This is a genomic window from Streptomyces wuyuanensis (assembly GCF_900103455.1).
Lineage (GTDB): Bacteria > Actinomycetota > Actinomycetes > Streptomycetales > Streptomycetaceae > Streptomyces > Streptomyces wuyuanensis.
Genome location: NZ_FNHI01000014.1, coordinates 58,245 through 74,015 on the forward strand (window position 1 = coordinate 58,245; position 15,771 = coordinate 74,015).

Sequence of the window (15,771 nt, forward strand, 5' to 3'; positions counted from 1 at the left end):
ACGACCGAGGACGCAAAGGTGCCAAAGGACGAGTTTAGCGGGGTGACGGTACGCGAATGAGCCCGTGGGCCGCCGGTGCGCTTATCAGGTGAGATAGGCGGGCGTGCCCACGGGCAACGTAAATCGGAACTCCGCACCGCCGCCCGGGCCGCGGCCGACGGTGATCGTCCCGCCGTGTGCCTCGACGATGCCCTTCACGATGTACAGGCCGAGACCGGTGCCACCGCGCTTGCTCCCCCGCCAGAAGCGGGTGAAGACACGGCCCATCGACTCCTCGGGGATGCCGGGGCCTTCGTCGCTCACGGTGACGACCGTTCCCTTCTCATCGCTGCTGCCGGACGCGGGTGCCACCTCGATGGTGACCGTTCCCTCTCCGTGGCGCACCGCATTTTCGAGGAGGTTGCCGAGAACCTGGTCGATCTTGTCCGGATCCGCCCAGAGCTCGGGCAGGTCGTGGTGGACACGGACGAAGAAGCGGTCCGGCGACTGGCCGCCGGCCGTGTACGCCTGGACGTGGCGGCCGACGGCGGCGGCGACGTCGACGGGCTGGCGCCGCACCTCCAGCCGGCCGGAGTCGATGCGCGAGATGTCGAGGAGCTCCGCGATGAGCCGGGTCACGCGGTTGGCGTCCGCGTCCACGGTCTCCAGCATCAGCCGCTTCTGGTCGTCGGTGAAGCGCTCCCACTTGGCGAGCAGGGTGGCGGTGAAGCCCTTGACGGAGGTCAGCGGGGAGCGCAGCTCATGGGCGACGGTGGCGATCAGCTCGGCGTGGCTGCGCTCGGTGCGGCGGCGCGCCTCGGTGCCCCGGATGCTGACGACGACGCGGCGCACGGGTCCCGTGGGCACGTCCCGTACGTAGCGGGCGGAGACCAGGACCTCGCGGCCGCCCGGCAGCAGCAGGTTGCGCTCGGGCTGGCCGAGCCGCGTGGCGAGGCCGCCGTACGGGTCGGTGAGCGGCCACCAGCGGCGGCCCTTGAGGTCCTCCAGGGGCAGCGCGTGGTCCAGCGGCCGGCCGAGGGCGCGGTCCGCGGGGACCGCGGTGATACGCGCGGCCGCGGCGTTGAAGCAGATGATCCGGCCGTCCTCGTCGGCGACGACGAGGCCGTCGGGAAGGTCGTCGGGACCGATGCCAGGACCCGCACCGTCCTCGGAGCGTGCCGATGCCAGGAACGCCTCCGACGGCCCGCTCGTGCCGACAGTCATCCCCGTACCCCACCTCTCGAACCGGTGCAGTGGGTCCCCGAGCCCGTCACCCTACTAGTCGGCGGTGACGCAGCGACACCCTGCGTCGACCGGGGCCGGGCCGTGTCCGAAAAGCAGCGCCGCCTGCCCGCGGGCCAGGGCCCCGCGGCCTCCGCTGCGCATGACGGCACGGCGGAGGTCGTCGACGTGGTCAGGGCCCGGCAGCGTCGGGAACGCCCGTGACGGCCCGGTCCGGTGCCGTGGCCGGAAAGGACTGCCGGGATGGCGGCGGCGTCCGGTGCGGTGCGTCGCGGGGCGCGAGGTTCGCCCTCGTACGGGTGCACCCGCGTGGTGCGGCAGGGCAGCGAAATGCCATGCGGGGCGTCGAGCGCCTCAGGACGACCTGCGGTCGCCGCCGGCGCTGCATCCGCCCGGTGTGCGCTGGGCGCGTGCGGAGGCGTAGAGGCAGACGGCGGCGGCGGTCGCGAGGTTGAGGCTCTCGGCCTTGCCGTGGATCGGCACGCGCACGACGGCGTCGGCGAGCGCCCGGGTCTCCTCGGGGAGGCCCCACGCCTCGTTGCCGAAGATCCACGCGGTGGGCCCGGACATGGTCCCGGCGTCGAGCTCGTCGTCCAGGTCGTCCTCGCCCGCGCCGTCCGCTGCGAGGACGCGTACGCCCGCCGCGCCGAGCCCGCTGACGGCCTGCTCGACGGGAACGCCGACCGCGACGGGCAGGTGGAACAGCGAGCCGACGGAGGCCCTGACCGATTTGGGGTTGTACAGGTCCACCGAGGCGTCGGTGAGCACGACCGCGTCGGCTCCGGCCGCGTCGGCGCAGCGCAGCACCGTGCCGGCGTTCCCGGGGTCGCGCACGTGCGCGAGCACGGCCACGAGCCTCGGCCGGGCGGCCAGGATCTCCTCGAACGGCGAGTCGAGGAAGCGGCAGACCCCGACGAGGCCCTGCGGCGTCACCGTCTGGGAGACCTCGGCGAGCACGGTGTCGGCTGCGTGGTGGATCCGGGCCCCGGCGGCGCGGGCGGCGTCGACGATGTCCGCGTACCGCTCGGCGGCCTCGACGGTCGTGAACAGTTCGACGAGCGTCGGCAGGCCGTCGCCGCCCCGGTGGGCGACCGCCTCACGCACGGCCTGCGGCCCCTCGGCGAGGAAGAGCCGCTCCTTGGAGCGGAAGTTCCGCTTGGCGAGCCGCCGCGCGGCGACGACCCGCGGGGACCGCGGGGAGATCAGCTCGGGGGTCCCCATGGGGGCTCTCACTTCCTTGTGGCGTTCGGCGGTGCGCGGCGCGGGGCGGTCGTGCGTGCGGTGCGGTGCGGTGCGGTGGCGCGGGTCGCGCGTGCCCGGTCCGGAACACACTCGGACCCGCAGACCGTCGGCCTGCGGGTCCGGTTGTTGTCCGGTGGGACGCGACCGTCAGGCCGCGGCCTTCGGGGCGTTGACGTCGCTCGGGAGCGCCTTCTGGGCGACCTCGACGAGCGCGGCGAACGCGTTGGCGTCGTTGACCGCGAGCTCGGCCAGGATCTTGCGGTCCACCTCGACGTTGGCGGCCTTCAGACCCTGGATGAAGCGGTTGTAGGTGATGCCGTTGGCGCGGGCAGCGGCGTTGATGCGCTGGATCCACAGCTGACGGAAGTCGCCCTTGCGCTTCTTGCGGTCGTTGTAGTTGTAGACGAGGGAGTGGGTGACCTGCTCCTTCGCCTTGCGGTACAGGCGCGAGCGCTGACCGCGGTAGCCGCTGGCCTGCTCGAGGATCGCCCGGCGCTTCTTGTGGGCGTTGACTGCCCGCTTGACGCGTGCCACTTGTTGACTCCTTGTAGCGGGGCCGTGGTTGTCCTCACACGGCCCGGAAACGAATTGGTCCCGGTCTTGCCCGGAAGCCCCCGGTCACCGGGGGCCGAGGTCAATCAGATGCCCAGCATCTTCTTGATCTTGGCGGCGTCACCCGGGGCCATCTCGGCGTTGCCGGTGAGGCGACGCGTCAGCTTGGACGACTTGTGCTCGAGCAGGTGGCGCTTGCCGGCGCGCTCGCGGAGCACCTTGCCGGAGCCGGTGATCTTGAAGCGCTTCTTGGCACCGCTGTGCGTCTTGTTCTTCGGCATCGCGCCGTTCTCTCCTCGTCAGTGGCGCTTCCGTCGCCGGTCGTAAACCGGCAGGCGAAAGCGTCAGATGTATCGGTTGATGTCCGGGGCTGTCGCCCCGGAATCAGGCCTCGGCGGGCTCTTCGGGGGAAGCCTCGGCCTGGGCGGACCGGTCACCCTGGCGCTCCGCCTTGCGGGCGGCCTGCGCCTCGCGGGCCTCGGCCATGGCCTCGGTCTTCTTCTTGTGCGGACCGAGAACCATGATCATGTTCCGGCCGTCCTGCTTCGGGTTCGACTCGACGAAACCGAGGTCCTGGACGTCCTCCGCAAGACGCTGCAGCAGCCGGTAGCCGAGTTCCGGCCGGGACTGCTCGCGACCACGGAACATGATCGTGATCTTGACCTTGTCGCCCTGCTTGAGGAACCGGACGACGTGACCCTTCTTGGTGTCGTAGTCGTGCGGGTCGATCTTCGGCCGGAGCTTCATCTCCTTGATGACCGTGTGCGCCTGGTTCTTGCGCGCCTCACGGGCCTTCATGGCCGACTCGTACTTGAACTTCCCGTAGTCCATGAGCTTGCAGACCGGCGGACGGGCGTTCGCCGCGACCTCGACGAGGTCGAGGTCGTACTCCTGCGCAAGCTCCAGGGCCTTGGCAAGCGGAACAATCCCGACCTGCTCGCCGCTGGGACCGACAAGTCGCACCTCGGGAACGCGAATTCGGTCGTTGATGCGGGGCTCGGCGCTGATGGATCCTCCTCGGTAGCACTACGCGGCGGTCTGGCGGACAGCCACGCAACGTCTGTTTCTGTGTGGACCAACCGCGCCGGTGCAACAAAAATGCCCCGACGGGACACAGGCGGGGCTCCTCGAATACCGGAGCACCACCGCGTCGGCCGCGGGGCGCTGCTTCGGACGGCCCCATCGTCCGTACGGAACGATGGTCGCCGTCTGACCGGTGACCCGCCGCCCGTCAGGGCAGCCAGGTGGGAGATCGGAGCCTCCACTTGTGGGTCGGGCACAGACGTGTCCGACCGGTCGTTACACAAGGTTAGCAGCTCCGGCCCGAAGGGGCGAACCGGAGAGGGGCGGACCCTCGCGGCGGTGATGCCGCCGGCTCCTCGGAGGAGTGGCGGCAACGAGCGCGGGAACGCCGCGGGTGGTGCGGTCGGTGCGGGGTCGGAAGCGATGGTGGGGCGTCGGCGGGCTAGCCGTAGACGGGGCCGGTGTACTTCTCGCCCGGGCCCTGTCCCGGCTCGTCGGGGACGATCGATGCCTCGCGGAAGGCGAGCTGGAGGGACTTCAGCCCGTCCCGCAGCGGCGCCGCGTGGAAGGAGCTGATCTCCGTGACACCCGCGTCGAGGAGGCCGGCCAGCGCGTGGACCAGCTTCCGGGCCTCGTCCAGGTCCTTGTGCTCGTCGCCGTCCTCGGTGAGGCCCAGCTTCACCGCGGCGGCGCTCATCAGGTTCACCGCGACCGTGACGATCACCTCGACCGCGGGGACCTCCGCGATGTCGCGGGTCATGGCGGCGAAGTCGGGAGCCTGCTCGCCCGCAGGCTGCTCGGGGGTGGGGGTCGCGTCACTCATGGAGCACACGATATGCGGTGCCCTCAGGCCCGTACGTACAGGGGCTCTCCGGGCGGCACCGCGGACGCGGGCAGCAGGGCGAGGTCGAGTCCGCGCACCAGCCGGGCCCTGAGCGTCTCGTCGGCCGCGAGGGCACGGGCGACGCGTTGCGCCGCCTCGGCGGGAGACGCGCCGGCCTCGGAGTCGAGGACGAGGGCGAGGGTGCCGTCGGCGTTGCCGGGGCCGAGATGGGCGCGCAGCACCGCCGGCTCGGCGGCCACCACGGCCCCTACCGCCCGGGTGACGGCCGGGTCGGCCAGTGGGTCGGTGCTGGTGCGCCCCTCGGCCAGGGCCAGGAGCGCCCGGCCGGCCAGCTCGTACGGAACGGGACCGGCGAGGTCCAGCACCACGGTGTCGGCCTTCTCGTGGGCGGCCGCCTGGAGCGCCTGGTGCAGGGGTACGGCGACGGGCCGGGCCTGCGGGTCCCACAGGGCGAGCGAATCGGTCGACGTGAACGCGGGCAGGGCGCGTCGGCTCCCCGCCGTCAGCGTGGGCACCGCCATGTCGCTGGTCTTCTCGCGGCGCAGTCCCGATTCGTCCTCCTCGACCTCGCCGAGCACGGCGACGACCGGGACGAGGAGCCGCGCGCCCTTGAGCGCCTCCAGCACGGGCCCTTCGGCGGTCCTGTCCCGGGCCCAGGCGGCGAGCGCCGCCTCCAGTGCCGGGTCGGCGGTGCCGTCGTCGTCGGAGAAGCCGGAGTCGGGGATGTTCTTGAGCGCCACGCGACGAGCCTAGTTCGTCGGCGGTGGTGGCCGGGACGCCGGGGGACGCGTTGTCCTGGCGCGGCCAGACAGGGCGGCCGCACCGAGGAGCCGGGGCCCAGGTCCGGCGGCCGCCGCGGGAGCCGGCGCTCAGGTCCGGCGGCCGCCGCGCCAGAGCACGACCGCCGCGGCCAGCAGCAGCGCGCCGAGGCCGCCGGTGACCGGGGCGAGCCAGCCGGCGCCCGTGTCGGAGGAGGGGCCGTCCGGGCCCGCGCCGAAGTACTGCTTGCGGTGGCCCTGGACGGATGCGGTCTTCGGGTCGGTGTCACCCGGTATCGGCCTGCCGCCCTTCTCGATCGCCGCCGCCGGGTCGACGATGCCGTACCCCTTGGAGTCGTCGCGTCCGGTCTTCGGACCGCCGCGGGCGGTGTCGGCGAGGAGCCGCTTGATCTGGGCGGGCGTGAGCCGGGGGTGCGCGGCCCGGACGAGCGCGACGGCGCCGGAGACGAAGGCGGACGCCGCGCTGGTGCCCCAGCCCTCGTAGTACTTGCGGTCGGGGTCGGCGATGACGACGTCGACGCCCGGGGCGCTGACGGTGGAGTACCAGCGCCGGGTGGAGAAGGCGGCATGGGTGCCGTAGCGGTCGACGGCCGCGACGGCGATGACGCCCGGGTACGCGGCCGGGTACGAGATGTGGTCGCCCTTCTCGCCTCCGTTGCCCGCCGAGGCGACGACGACGGCGCCCTTGGCGAGGGCGTACCGGACGGCGGCGTCCTCGCCCGCGTCCGGGTGGGCGGACTCGCTGTCGTCACCGAGGGAGAGGTTGATGACGTCGGCGCCGTTGTCGGCGGCCCAGCGGATGCCCTGGGCGAGGGCGGTGCCACGGGTGTTCCTGGCCTTGGCACGGGCGGGGTCGGCTCCTTCGAGGATCACCCGCACGGGGAGGATCCTGGCCTCGGGGGCGATCCCGAGCACTCCGTCCTCCCGGCCGGGGCCGTGGCCGTGCCCCGCGATGATCCCGGCCATGGCCGTGCCGTGCCGGGCCCAGGCCCGGTCGCCCCGCTTCGCCCCGAACCCGATGAGGTCCTTCGTGGGCAGGACGCTGCCCTCCAGATCCGGGTGGCCGTCGTCGACCCCGGTGTCCAGCACCGCGACGGTGATGCCCGCGCCCTTGGTCGTACGCCACGCCTCCTCGGTGTGCAGGGCGTCCAGCGCCCACTGCCGGACCCGGATCCCGTCTGCCTGTGCGGGCGTGGCGGAGACGAGCGAGAAGGCGACCGCCGTGGCCACGGCTCCCAGGAGCCGCCGGGGCGTGGTGCGGGTGCGTACTGCCGTCATTCGGGACCCTCCGGGGAGGTGGCGGACTTGCGCAGGGCGCGCTCGACGCGGTCCGCGATCCCCTTGGCCTCGTGGCCGAGGCCGGCCTGGGCGGGGGCGGACGTGTCGCCGGGGACCATGGCCTCGGCGGCGGGCATGGGTTCGGCGACCGGGCGGCCGTCGGCGAACCCGGAGACGGCGAAGACGACGACGGGCGCGTCGGTGAGCACGCTGATGGTCCAGCTGGCCCGCTGGCGGTCGCCGAAGCCCGCGGCGACGGTGCCGGGGACGGCGTAGGTGCGGGGCATCAGGTCGGCGCGCTCGTCCAGGCCCTCCTCGGAGAACCGCTTGCGCAGGGCCGCCATGGCGTCCCGGTCCGCCTCGGTGACGACCATGCCGACGGTCGTGACGCTGGAGGTGGTGGCGTCGGTGTAGGTGGCGCGGAGGAGCCGCATGCAGCCGACCGGCCGGAGCGCCTTCAGCAGCAGCGGGTCGAACGCGCCGGTGCAGGGCCCGTCGGGAGCGACCGCGACTCGGGTCCACACCCGGTCGGCACCACCGGGCCCCGCGCCGTCGCCCTTGATCGTGCGTGGGAAGAGCGTGTCGACGGGGACGCTGTGCCAGAGCGTGCGCGCGTCGGTGTACAGGGGCCGGGAGGCGGGTGACGCGGCCGAGTCGTCCACGAGCCAGCTTCCGGTGACCGCGCCGCCGATCAGTCCGAGACCGAGGACGACGCAGACGACGGCACCCGCGGTCCTGGCCGGATGCCTGTCGCGGATGGGCCGCAGCCGGGTGGTGATCTCGGTGGGCGTCTCCGGCAGGGCCCCCGCGTACGGCTGCGGCGGCGGACCGTGCGACGTCCAGGGCCACGGGCTGCCCGGGGGGCCTTCCGTCCCGCTGATGCCCGGTACGCGTCCGCCGTTCGGTGAGGCGGGTGCGGCGGACGGGGCGGGTGCGGAGGGCTGAGGGGGTGCCACCGGGGCGGGGGGCGCCGAGGCTGCTGTGGCTGCCGCGGGCTGCCCGGGCGCCGTGGCCGTTCCGGGTGCGGTGGCGGAACCGGGCGTCGAGTGCGCTGCGGGTGCCGCGGGCGTCCCGGGGGTCGTGGGCGCACTGCCGATGCGCGGCGGGGTGAGGGGGCGCGGGGGTATCCCGTCCGCGCCGCGGGGTGCGGGAGCGGTGTGACGGCTGCGGCTGTCGGGGGATGACGACTCCGACCGACGCGGAGTGTGCGGCGCGTGTGCGCCAGGGCCGGACGACTGTCCGGGGAGGGCCGCGCGACGGGCCGGTTCCGCTCCGCGGCTCATGGGATCGCTCGGGCCGCCACCCTCAGGCCGTGACGCCGACTGCGGGGCGTACGGCGCGTGCGCGGCCGGTGCGGGAGTCTCGGCGGGCCGACGCGCCTGCCCGCCCTGGGCGGACCGCGGACTGGGAGCAGCACCCGAACCGGAATGCGGGCCCGGAGCAGCACCCGAACCCGAGCCGGAGCGCGGGCCCGGGCCGACCGGTTCCACTCCGCGAGGCGCGGGAGCGCCAGGGCCGCCGGCGGCAGCCGGAGGTGCGGACCGCCGGGCGGGCCGGTCCGCGGAACCGCCCGGTTCCGCTCCGCGAGGCGCGGGAGCGCCCGGACTGCCGGCGGCGGGCCGGGACGCCGGCGACCGCGGCGGGCCGGCGGGCTCCTGAGCGGGAGCCGGGCCGGCCGGGCCGTCCTCGGCACGCGCCGGGGACATCGCCGCGATGGACCCCGTGGTGGACGCCGTGCGGGAGCCGGGCGCGAGGGCCGACGGGGCGTCAGGGGACGCGGTGCGCGGGCGGGGGGCCGGGGGGACGGAACCCGTACGCGGGTCCGGGGTGGAGTCCGTGATCGGGCGGAGGCGGGTCGTCGTCTCGGCCTGCGTGGGCGCCGGAGCCTGCGGGGCCTGGGGCGGGCGCGACGGGACACGCGGGCGCTGCGCCTCGGTGCTCATCCGCCCCCCGTTTCCTGGTGCTCGTAACGCCGCCGGATCGCCTTTCGGGGCAGGCCCGTTCGTCGCCGCGCCCCTCACTCTAAGGGCTGGAGCGCGCAGGAAGTGAATGGGTGCGGCGGCCCCGGGGGGATCTGCGCAGAACGTCCCCCTACCCTCGGGTAGACCTGTCTGGCAAGCTCTGCGCATGACTCCCCGTGCCGCGCTCAGGACCCGGTACGACCGGGCCACAGCCCACCTCGACGCGCCTCTCGCCATCGTGGACCTGGAGGCGTTCGACGCCAACGCGGCGGATCTGGTCGGGCGCGCTGGCGGGAAGCCGATCCGGGTGGCCAGCAAGTCCGTACGCTGCCGGGCCCTGCTGGAGCGGGTGCTGGCGAGGGACGGCTTCTCGGGGATCATGTCCTACACGCTGGAGGAGTCGATCTGGCTCGCCCGGGCGGGTTTCGGCGATGTGCTCTTGGCGTACCCGTCCGCTGACCGCGCCGGTTTCGCGGAACTGGCCGGGGACGCCAAGCTCGCGGCCGCCGTGACGGTCATGGCCGACGACCCCGCGCAGCTGGACCTGATCGACCGCGCCCGCAGCGGCGGCGCGGAGGAGATCCGGGTCTGCCTGGAACTGGACACCTCCCTCCATCTGCTGGGCGGCCGGATCCGTTTCGGCGCGCGCCGCTCGCCGCTGCGCACACCCGCGGACCTGGCCGGGCTGGCCCGCGCGATCGTCGCCCGGCCCGGCTTCCGGCTGGTGGGGCTGATGGCGTACGAGGGGCATGTCGCGGGCGTCGGTGACGCGGTCGCGGGCAGTCCGCTGCGCTCACGGGCGGTCCGCCTGATGCAGTCCGCGGCCCGGCGCGAGCTCGCACAGCGGCGAGCGGCCGTGGTGCACGCGGTGCGGGCGGCGGCGCCGGAACTGGAGTTCGTGAACGGTGGCGGCACCGGCAGCGTGCAGCACACGGCGTCGGAGGACGCGGTCACGGAGATCGCCGCGGGCTCCGGCCTCTACGTGCCGACGCTCTTCGACAACTACACGTCGTTCAGCGGGCGGCCCGCGGCGCTGTTCGCCCAGCCCGTCGTGCGCCGGCCGGGGGTCGGGGTGGTGACGGTGCTCGGCGGCGGCTACCCGGCCTCGGGCGCCGCGGGGCGGGACCGGCTGCCGGTGCCGTTCCTGCCGGAAGGGCTCCGCTACCACCCGCTGGAGGGGCCGGGCGAGGTGCAGACGCCTCTGCTGGGGCCGCCTGCGGACGATCTGCTCATCGGCGACAAGGTGTGGTTCCGGCACGCGAAGGCCGGGGAGTTGTGCGAACGGTTCGACTCGCTGCACCTGGTCGAGGACGGGCGGGTCACCGCCACCGTGCCGACGTACCGGGGCGAGGGCCGTACGTTCCTCTGAGCTGCCGGGGGCGAACTGCGCCCGGATGCCCGGGACCCGGCGCGTACTGCTTCCGGACGGCGGGGACCCGGGGCGGGCCCGGGGCCCATGGGTCGCGGGGCCCGCGGTTCAGGGCCCGACCGTGGAGCCGACTATCCGCTGACGTCCGTCAGCGGGCGGATGCCCTTGATGATCCGGTCCATGTCGCCGAGCGGCGGGGCGTCCGGGCCCGCGTCGAAGGCGAAGCGCACGATGATCAGGGATTCGGAGCCGGTGGCGGACGGAAAGACGAGGGACTGGACGTAACCGCCCGGGCCGGCGCCCGTCGTCACCCGCCAGCGCACCACGTGGCCGGTGCGGCCGGCGACCGTGACGGGCGCGGACTTCACCAGCCGGTGGCTCTTGATGCCACCGTGGATGCGGTTGCCGACGCGGTCGTTGTCGTACGCCCAGTCCGCGGCGATGCCGACGTCCTGGCCGGCCAGCTTCTCCGGCGACTTCACGTTGGTGCCCGTGGCCGTGCGCGAGGACACGGTGCCGTGGCGGCAGAACTCGCCCGAGTCACCGGGGCACTTGTAGGAGTCCGCCGTCACCATGGTCGGCACCGGGTCGATGCTGGAGTCCGACTTCTCCCAGCCGTCGAGCAGCGGCAGCGAGATGCCGTTGAGCTGGTCGACGAGTGCCTCGGGGTCGCCGGCGGCCGACGGGCCGGGCTCCGGGGCGTTCGCCGTCGCGGTGGGCCGGGCCGTGGGGGCGGCCTCCGCCGACTGCGGGACGGTCGGTTCGTCGTCCTCGCCGAGGACGACGACGCCGGTGACGATCGCGGCCACGAGGACCGCGCCGGCGGTGACGAGCGCGACGAGCGCGCCCTTGCCGATGCCGCCGCCCTGCCCGGACGTGCCGGCGAGCGGCATCGGCGCGGTGGCCGGCGGTTGCGGGCCACCGGCGGGGCGGGTGTGCCCGGTCCAGGCACGGCCGTCCCACCAGCGTTCGTGGGTCGGCCTGCCCGGGTCCGGATACCAGCCTGGGGGTCCCCCCAGGCCGCCAGGCGTGGGGGGAGGGGTCGTCATGCTCATCCGGCCACTCTATGAGGGGCCGGGCAAGGGCTCATACAGGGGTGACGTAGGCACCCGAAATGCCGCCGTCGACGAGGAAGTCGGTGGCGTTGACGAAGGAGGAGTCGTCGCTGGCGAGGAACGCCACGGCCGCGGCGATCTCCTCTGCGTCCGCGAACCGGCCGACGGGGATGTGCACCAGCCGGCGCGCGGCCCGCTCGGGGTCCTTGGCGAACAGCTCCTGCAGAAGCGGGGTGTTGACCGGTCCCGGGCACAGCGCGTTGACCCTGATGCCCTCGCGGGCGAACTGCACGCCCAGCTCGCGGGACATGGCGAGGACCCCGCCCTTGCTCGCGGTGTACGAGATCTGGGAGGTCGCCGCGCCCATGCGGGCCACGAACGAGGCGGTGTTGACGATGGAGCCCCGGCCCTGGCGCCGCATGTAGGGGATGGCCGCCTTGCAGCACAGGTACACGGAGGTGAGGTTGACCTCCTGGACCCGCTTCCAGGCGTCCAGGCCCGTCTCCAGGATGGAGTCGTCGTCGGGCGGCGAGATGCCGGCGTTGTTGAAGGCGATGTCGACGCTGCCGTAGGTGTCGAAGGCGGTGCGGAACAGCGCCTCGACCTGCTCGGCGTCCGTCACGTCCACCTTCACGAAGGTCCCGCCGACCTCCTCGGCCGCGCTCTTGCCCGCGGTCTCGTCGATGTCCCCGCAGACGACGTTGGCTCCCTCGGAGGCGAGGCGGCGAGCGGTGGCCAGGCCGATGCCGCTGCCGGCGCCGGTGATGACGGCGGTGCGGCCGACGAGCCGGCGGCAGACGGGGGTGTCGCTGTTGGCAGTGGTCATGGGATCTCAGGCCTCCGTGCTGATGAAGACGTTCTTGGTCTCGGTGAAAGCGGTGAGGGCGTCGGGACCGAGTTCCCGGCCGAGGCCGGACTGCCCGTATCCGCCGAACGGGGTCCAGTAGCGGACGCTGGAGTGGGAGTTGACGGACAGGTTGCCCGCGGCGACCGCCCCGGAGACCCGCAGGGCGCGGCCCACGTCGCGGGTCCAGATGGAGCCGGAGAGCCCGTACTCGGTGTCGTTGGCGAGCCGTACGGCGTGGTCCTCGTCGTCGAACGGCAGGACGACGGCGACGGGGCCGAAGACCTCCTCGGTGGCGACGGGGGCCTCGGGAGCGGCGCCGGTGACCAGCGTCGGCGGGAACCAGAAGCCGGGGCCGTCGGGGGCGCTGCCCCGGACCGTCGCGAGGTCGTCGGTGACGTACGACCGTACGCGGTCGAGCTGGGCGCGCGAGATGAGCGGGCCCATCTGCGTGGCCTCGTCCGCGGGGTCGCCGACCACGACCGACTTCAGCGCGGGGGCGAGCCGGTCGAGGAAGTCGTCGTACACCGAGCGCTGGACGAGGATGCGGGTGCGGGCGCAGCAGTCCTGGCCGCTGTTGTCCAGGAAGGCCATCGGCGCGGCGGCGGCCGCCGCTTCGACGTCCGCGTCGGCGAAGACGATGTTGGGGCTCTTGCCGCCGAGTTCGAGGGTCACCCGCTTCACGCGCTCGGCGCAGAGCGCCATGATCTGCTTCCCGATCCGGGTGGAGCCGGTGAAGACGATCTTGGCCACGCCGGGGTGGCGCACCAGTGCGTCGCCCGCGACGGCGCCGTGGCCGGGCAGCACCTGGAAGAGGTGCTCGGGAAGGCCCGCCTCCAGGGCGAGTTCGGCGAGGCGCAGCGCGGTCAGGGGCGTGGTCTCGGCGGGTTTGAGGACGACGGCGTTGCCGGCGGCGAGCGCGGGGGCGGTGCCCCAGGCGGCGATCGGCATGGGGAAGTTCCAGGGCGCGATGACGCCCACGACGCCGAGCGGCTCGAGGAGGGTCAGATCGATGCCTCCGGACACGGGGATCTGGCGGCCGGTGAGGCGCTCCACTCCCCCGGCGGAGTAGTCGAGCAGATCGCGGACGTTGCCCGCCTCCCAGCGGGCGTTGCCGATGGTGTGCCCGGCCTCGCGGACCTCCAGCAGGGCGAGTTCCTCGATGTGGTCGTCGACGGCGGCGGCGAACCGGCGCAGCAGCCTGGCCCGGTCGGCGGGCGCCGCGGCCGCCCAGACGCGCTGGGCCCGCGCCGCCCTGCCCACCGCGGCGTCGACGTCCGCGGCGTCCGCGCCGGGGACGGTGGCGATGACTTCCTCGGTGGCCGGGTTGAGCACATCGAGTGAGTACGGGTGCGACAAGTGGTGCCTCACATGCGTTCGAAGGAGCGGCGGAGCTCCCAGTCGGTCACCGCGGCGTCGAAGGCTTCGAGCTCGACGCGCGCCATGTTGCGGTAGTGGGCGACGACCTCGTCCCCGAAGGCGGCCTTGGCGATGGGGCTGTTCTCCCAGAGCTCGGCGGCCTCGCGGAGGGTGGTCGGGACGTGCTCGTAGTCGGCGCCGTAGGCGTTGCCGGTGCAGACCTCGGGCAGTTCCAGCTTCTGCTCGATGCCGTACAGGCCGGCGGCCACCATTCCGGCGACCGCGAGATGGGGGTTGACGTCGCCGCCGGGCAGCCGGTTCTCGAAGCGCGTCGAGCGGCCGTGGCCGACGACGCGCAGGGCGCAGGTCCGGTTGTCGTGTCCCCAGGCGACGGCGGTCGGGGCGAAGGAGCCCGGCTGGAACCGCTTGTACGAGTTGATGTTCGGCGCGTACAGCAGGGAGAAGTCGCGCAGGGCGGCGATCTGCCCGGCGAGGAAGTGGCGCATGACCGCCGACATGCCGTCCGGTCCGTCGCCCGCCATGACGTTGCGGCCGTCGGCGTCGGCGAGCGAGAGGTGGATGTGGCAGGAGTTGCCCTCGCGCTCGTTGTACTTGGCCATGAAGGTGATCGAGACGCCTTCCTGGGCGGCGATCTCCTTCGTTCCCGTCTTGTAGATCGCGTGCTGGTCGCAGGTGACGAGCGCCTCGTCGTAGCGGAACACGATCTCGTGCTGGCCGGGGTTGCACTCGCCCTTGGCGGACTCGACGGTCAGGCCCGCGGCGGCCATCTCGTTGCGGATCCGGCGCAGCAGGGGCTCGATGCGGCCGGTGCCGAGGACCGAGTAGTCGATGTTGTACTGGTTGGCCGGGGTCAGGCCCTGGTAGCCGCGGTCCCAGGCCTGCTCGTAGGTGTCCTTGAAGACGATGAACTCCAGCTCGGTGCCGACCTGCGCGGTCCAGCCGTGCTCCGCAAGGCGCTCCAGCTGGCGGCGCAGGATCTGGCGGGGCGCGGCGACGACCGGGGCGCCGTCGTTCCACGCCAGGTCGGCGACGAGCATGGCCGTGCCCTCGTTCCACGGGACACGGCGCAGCGTGGCCAGGTCGGGGTGCATGGCGAAGTCGCCGTACCCGCGCTCCCACGAGGACATGGCGTAGCCGTCCACCGTGTTCATCTCGGTGTCGACGGCGAGCAGGTAGTTGCAGCCCTCCGTACCGTGCTCCAGGACCTCGTCGAGGAAGAACCGGGCGGCGAACCGCTTGCCCTGGAGCCTGCCCTGCATGTCGGGAAAGGCCAGGACTACGGTGTCGATCTCACCGCTCGCCACGAGGACTCTCAGTTCCTCGACGGTCAGCGGGGGTGTGCGGTCTGCCACGGGATTGCGCCTCCTAAGGTCAGCCGGGAGCCATAAGGTATTGCCGAAGACCATTGCTTGGGAAGGGGAAACCGCAACGTGGCGGAGAAGAGCGAGTCCGGGGACCGGCTCACGTCCGTGCTGCGGCCGGTGCGCGGGGGCAACGGCTTCGAGGAGGCCCTGGAGCAGATCCTGCAGGTCGTACGGCTGGGCCTGGTGCCCGGCGGCGAACGCCTGCCCGCCGAGCGGGAGCTCGCCGAGCGCATGGGCATCAGCCGGGTGACGCTGCGCGAGGTCCTCAAGGTCCTCCAGGAGGAGGGCCTGGTGGAGAGCCGGCGCGGCCGCTACGGCGGCACGTTCGTCCTGCACCGCCCGCGCACCGAGGGCGAGGACGAGCTGCGCCGCCGGGTCGCGGCCGTCGACGTCGAGGACACGCTGCGCTTCCGGGAGGTCCTGGAGGTCGGCGCTGCGGGCCTGTGCGCTGCGCACGGGCTCTCCGACGAGGGCTCCGCGCGGCTGCGCACCGCACTGACGGCCACGCACGACGCACCCCTGGACGACTACCGGCGCTGCGACACGCTCCTCCACCTCACGCTCGCCGAGCTGTCCGGCTCACCCACCCTGACCTCGCAGTACGCGGCCGTCCGGGCGACCGTGAACGATCTGCTCGACTGCATCCCGCTGCTCGTGCGCAATCTGGAGCACTCCCAGCAGCAGCACGTCGCACTCGTGGAGGCGGTGCTGGAGGGCGACGCGGACGCGGCCCGCGAGGTGATGCGCGAACACTGCGAGGGAACGGCGGCGCTGCTGCGCGGCTTCCTGGCGTGAGACCCGGGCGGCTTCCTCGCGTGAGACCTGCCGCGCGGCTTCCTCGCGGCATACCGTCGGCGGC

15 protein-coding genes are annotated in these 15,771 nt (G+C 73.4%); 2 read left to right on the forward strand and 13 right to left on the reverse strand.

Features of this window, described 5'->3' with window-relative positions; genetic code table 11:
• Window positions 1–84 precede the first annotated feature (84 nt).
• From BLT82_RS20945 to BLT82_RS20985, 9 genes are all read right to left on the reverse strand, one after another.
• On the reverse strand, window positions 85–1,203 hold the full coding sequence (locus BLT82_RS20945; RefSeq protein ID WP_093657086.1) for a sensor histidine kinase: 1,119 nt from the start codon (window positions 1,201–1,203) through the stop codon (window positions 85–87).
• A 372-nt stretch (window positions 1,204–1,575) separates the two neighbouring features.
• A complete protein-coding gene (locus tag BLT82_RS20950; RefSeq protein WP_093657088.1) occupies window positions 1,576–2,442 on the reverse strand; it encodes a TrmH family RNA methyltransferase in 867 nt (288 codons plus the stop codon).
• A 168-nt stretch (window positions 2,443–2,610) separates the two neighbouring features.
• Entirely contained in the window at window positions 2,611–2,997 is a 387-nt protein-coding gene (gene rplT / locus BLT82_RS20955; protein ID WP_017945472.1) for a 50S ribosomal protein L20, read from the reverse strand.
• Window positions 2,998–3,101: 104 nt separating this feature from the next.
• Window positions 3,102–3,296, reverse strand: a complete 195-nt coding sequence (rpmI, locus tag BLT82_RS20960) for a 50S ribosomal protein L35 (RefSeq protein WP_019884943.1) — start codon at window positions 3,294–3,296, stop codon at window positions 3,102–3,104.
• Window positions 3,297–3,399: 103 nt separating this feature from the next.
• On the reverse strand, window positions 3,400–4,023 hold the full coding sequence (gene infC, locus BLT82_RS20965) for a translation initiation factor IF-3 (protein WP_093657090.1): 624 nt from the start codon (window positions 4,021–4,023) through the stop codon (window positions 3,400–3,402).
• Between the two features lie 457 nt (window positions 4,024–4,480).
• Window positions 4,481–4,861: a DUF1844 domain-containing protein gene (locus tag BLT82_RS20970; RefSeq protein WP_093657092.1), complete on the reverse strand. Its 381-nt coding sequence runs from the start codon at window positions 4,859–4,861 to the stop codon at window positions 4,481–4,483.
• A 23-nt stretch (window positions 4,862–4,884) separates the two neighbouring features.
• Window positions 4,885–5,622, reverse strand: a complete 738-nt coding sequence (locus BLT82_RS20975) for an SseB family protein (RefSeq protein WP_093657094.1) — start codon at window positions 5,620–5,622, stop codon at window positions 4,885–4,887.
• Between the two features lie 129 nt (window positions 5,623–5,751).
• A complete protein-coding gene (mycP, locus tag BLT82_RS20980; RefSeq protein ID WP_093657096.1) occupies window positions 5,752–6,939 on the reverse strand; it encodes a type VII secretion-associated serine protease mycosin in 1,188 nt (395 codons plus the stop codon).
• On the reverse strand, window positions 6,936–7,820 hold the full coding sequence (locus BLT82_RS20985; protein WP_093657381.1) for a hypothetical protein: 885 nt from the start codon (window positions 7,818–7,820) through the stop codon (window positions 6,936–6,938). Before BLT82_RS20985 ends, mycP begins: the two co-directional genes overlap by 4 nt.
• A 1,246-nt stretch (window positions 7,821–9,066) precedes the next feature.
• Here BLT82_RS20985 and BLT82_RS20990 point away from each other — a divergent pair.
• Window positions 9,067–10,269 carry an amino acid deaminase/aldolase gene (locus BLT82_RS20990; RefSeq protein WP_093657098.1) on the forward strand — a complete coding sequence of 401 codons (1,203 nt, stop codon included), beginning with the start codon at window positions 9,067–9,069 and terminating at the stop codon, window positions 10,267–10,269.
• Between the two features lie 131 nt (window positions 10,270–10,400).
• Here BLT82_RS20990 and BLT82_RS20995 read toward each other — a convergent pair whose 3' ends face one another.
• The 4 genes from BLT82_RS20995 to BLT82_RS21010 are packed head-to-tail and all read right to left on the reverse strand — an operon-like array spanning window position 10,401 to window position 14,900.
• Window positions 10,401–11,324: a DUF2510 domain-containing protein gene (locus tag BLT82_RS20995; RefSeq protein ID WP_244292060.1), complete on the reverse strand. Its 924-nt coding sequence runs from the start codon at window positions 11,322–11,324 to the stop codon at window positions 10,401–10,403.
• Between the two features lie 31 nt (window positions 11,325–11,355).
• The gene (locus tag BLT82_RS21000) at window positions 11,356–12,150 is read right to left on the reverse strand and encodes a 3-oxoacyl-ACP reductase (RefSeq protein ID WP_093657102.1); all 795 of its coding nucleotides are present in this window, start codon (window positions 12,148–12,150) and stop codon (window positions 11,356–11,358) included.
• A 6-nt stretch (window positions 12,151–12,156) separates the two neighbouring features.
• Window positions 12,157–13,527, reverse strand: a complete 1,371-nt coding sequence (locus tag BLT82_RS21005; RefSeq protein WP_093657104.1) for an aldehyde dehydrogenase family protein — start codon at window positions 13,525–13,527, stop codon at window positions 12,157–12,159.
• 8 nt (window positions 13,528–13,535) lie between these two features.
• Window positions 13,536–14,900 (reverse strand): glutamine synthetase family protein, encoded by a 1,365-nt coding sequence (locus BLT82_RS21010; RefSeq protein WP_093657106.1) that lies wholly within the window; start codon window positions 14,898–14,900, stop codon window positions 13,536–13,538.
• A 78-nt stretch (window positions 14,901–14,978) separates the two neighbouring features.
• Between BLT82_RS21010 and BLT82_RS21015 the strand changes: the two genes are divergently transcribed.
• On the forward strand, window positions 14,979–15,707 hold the full coding sequence (locus BLT82_RS21015) for a FadR/GntR family transcriptional regulator (RefSeq protein ID WP_093657108.1): 729 nt from the start codon (window positions 14,979–14,981) through the stop codon (window positions 15,705–15,707).
• Window positions 15,708–15,771: the final 64 nt, after the last annotated feature.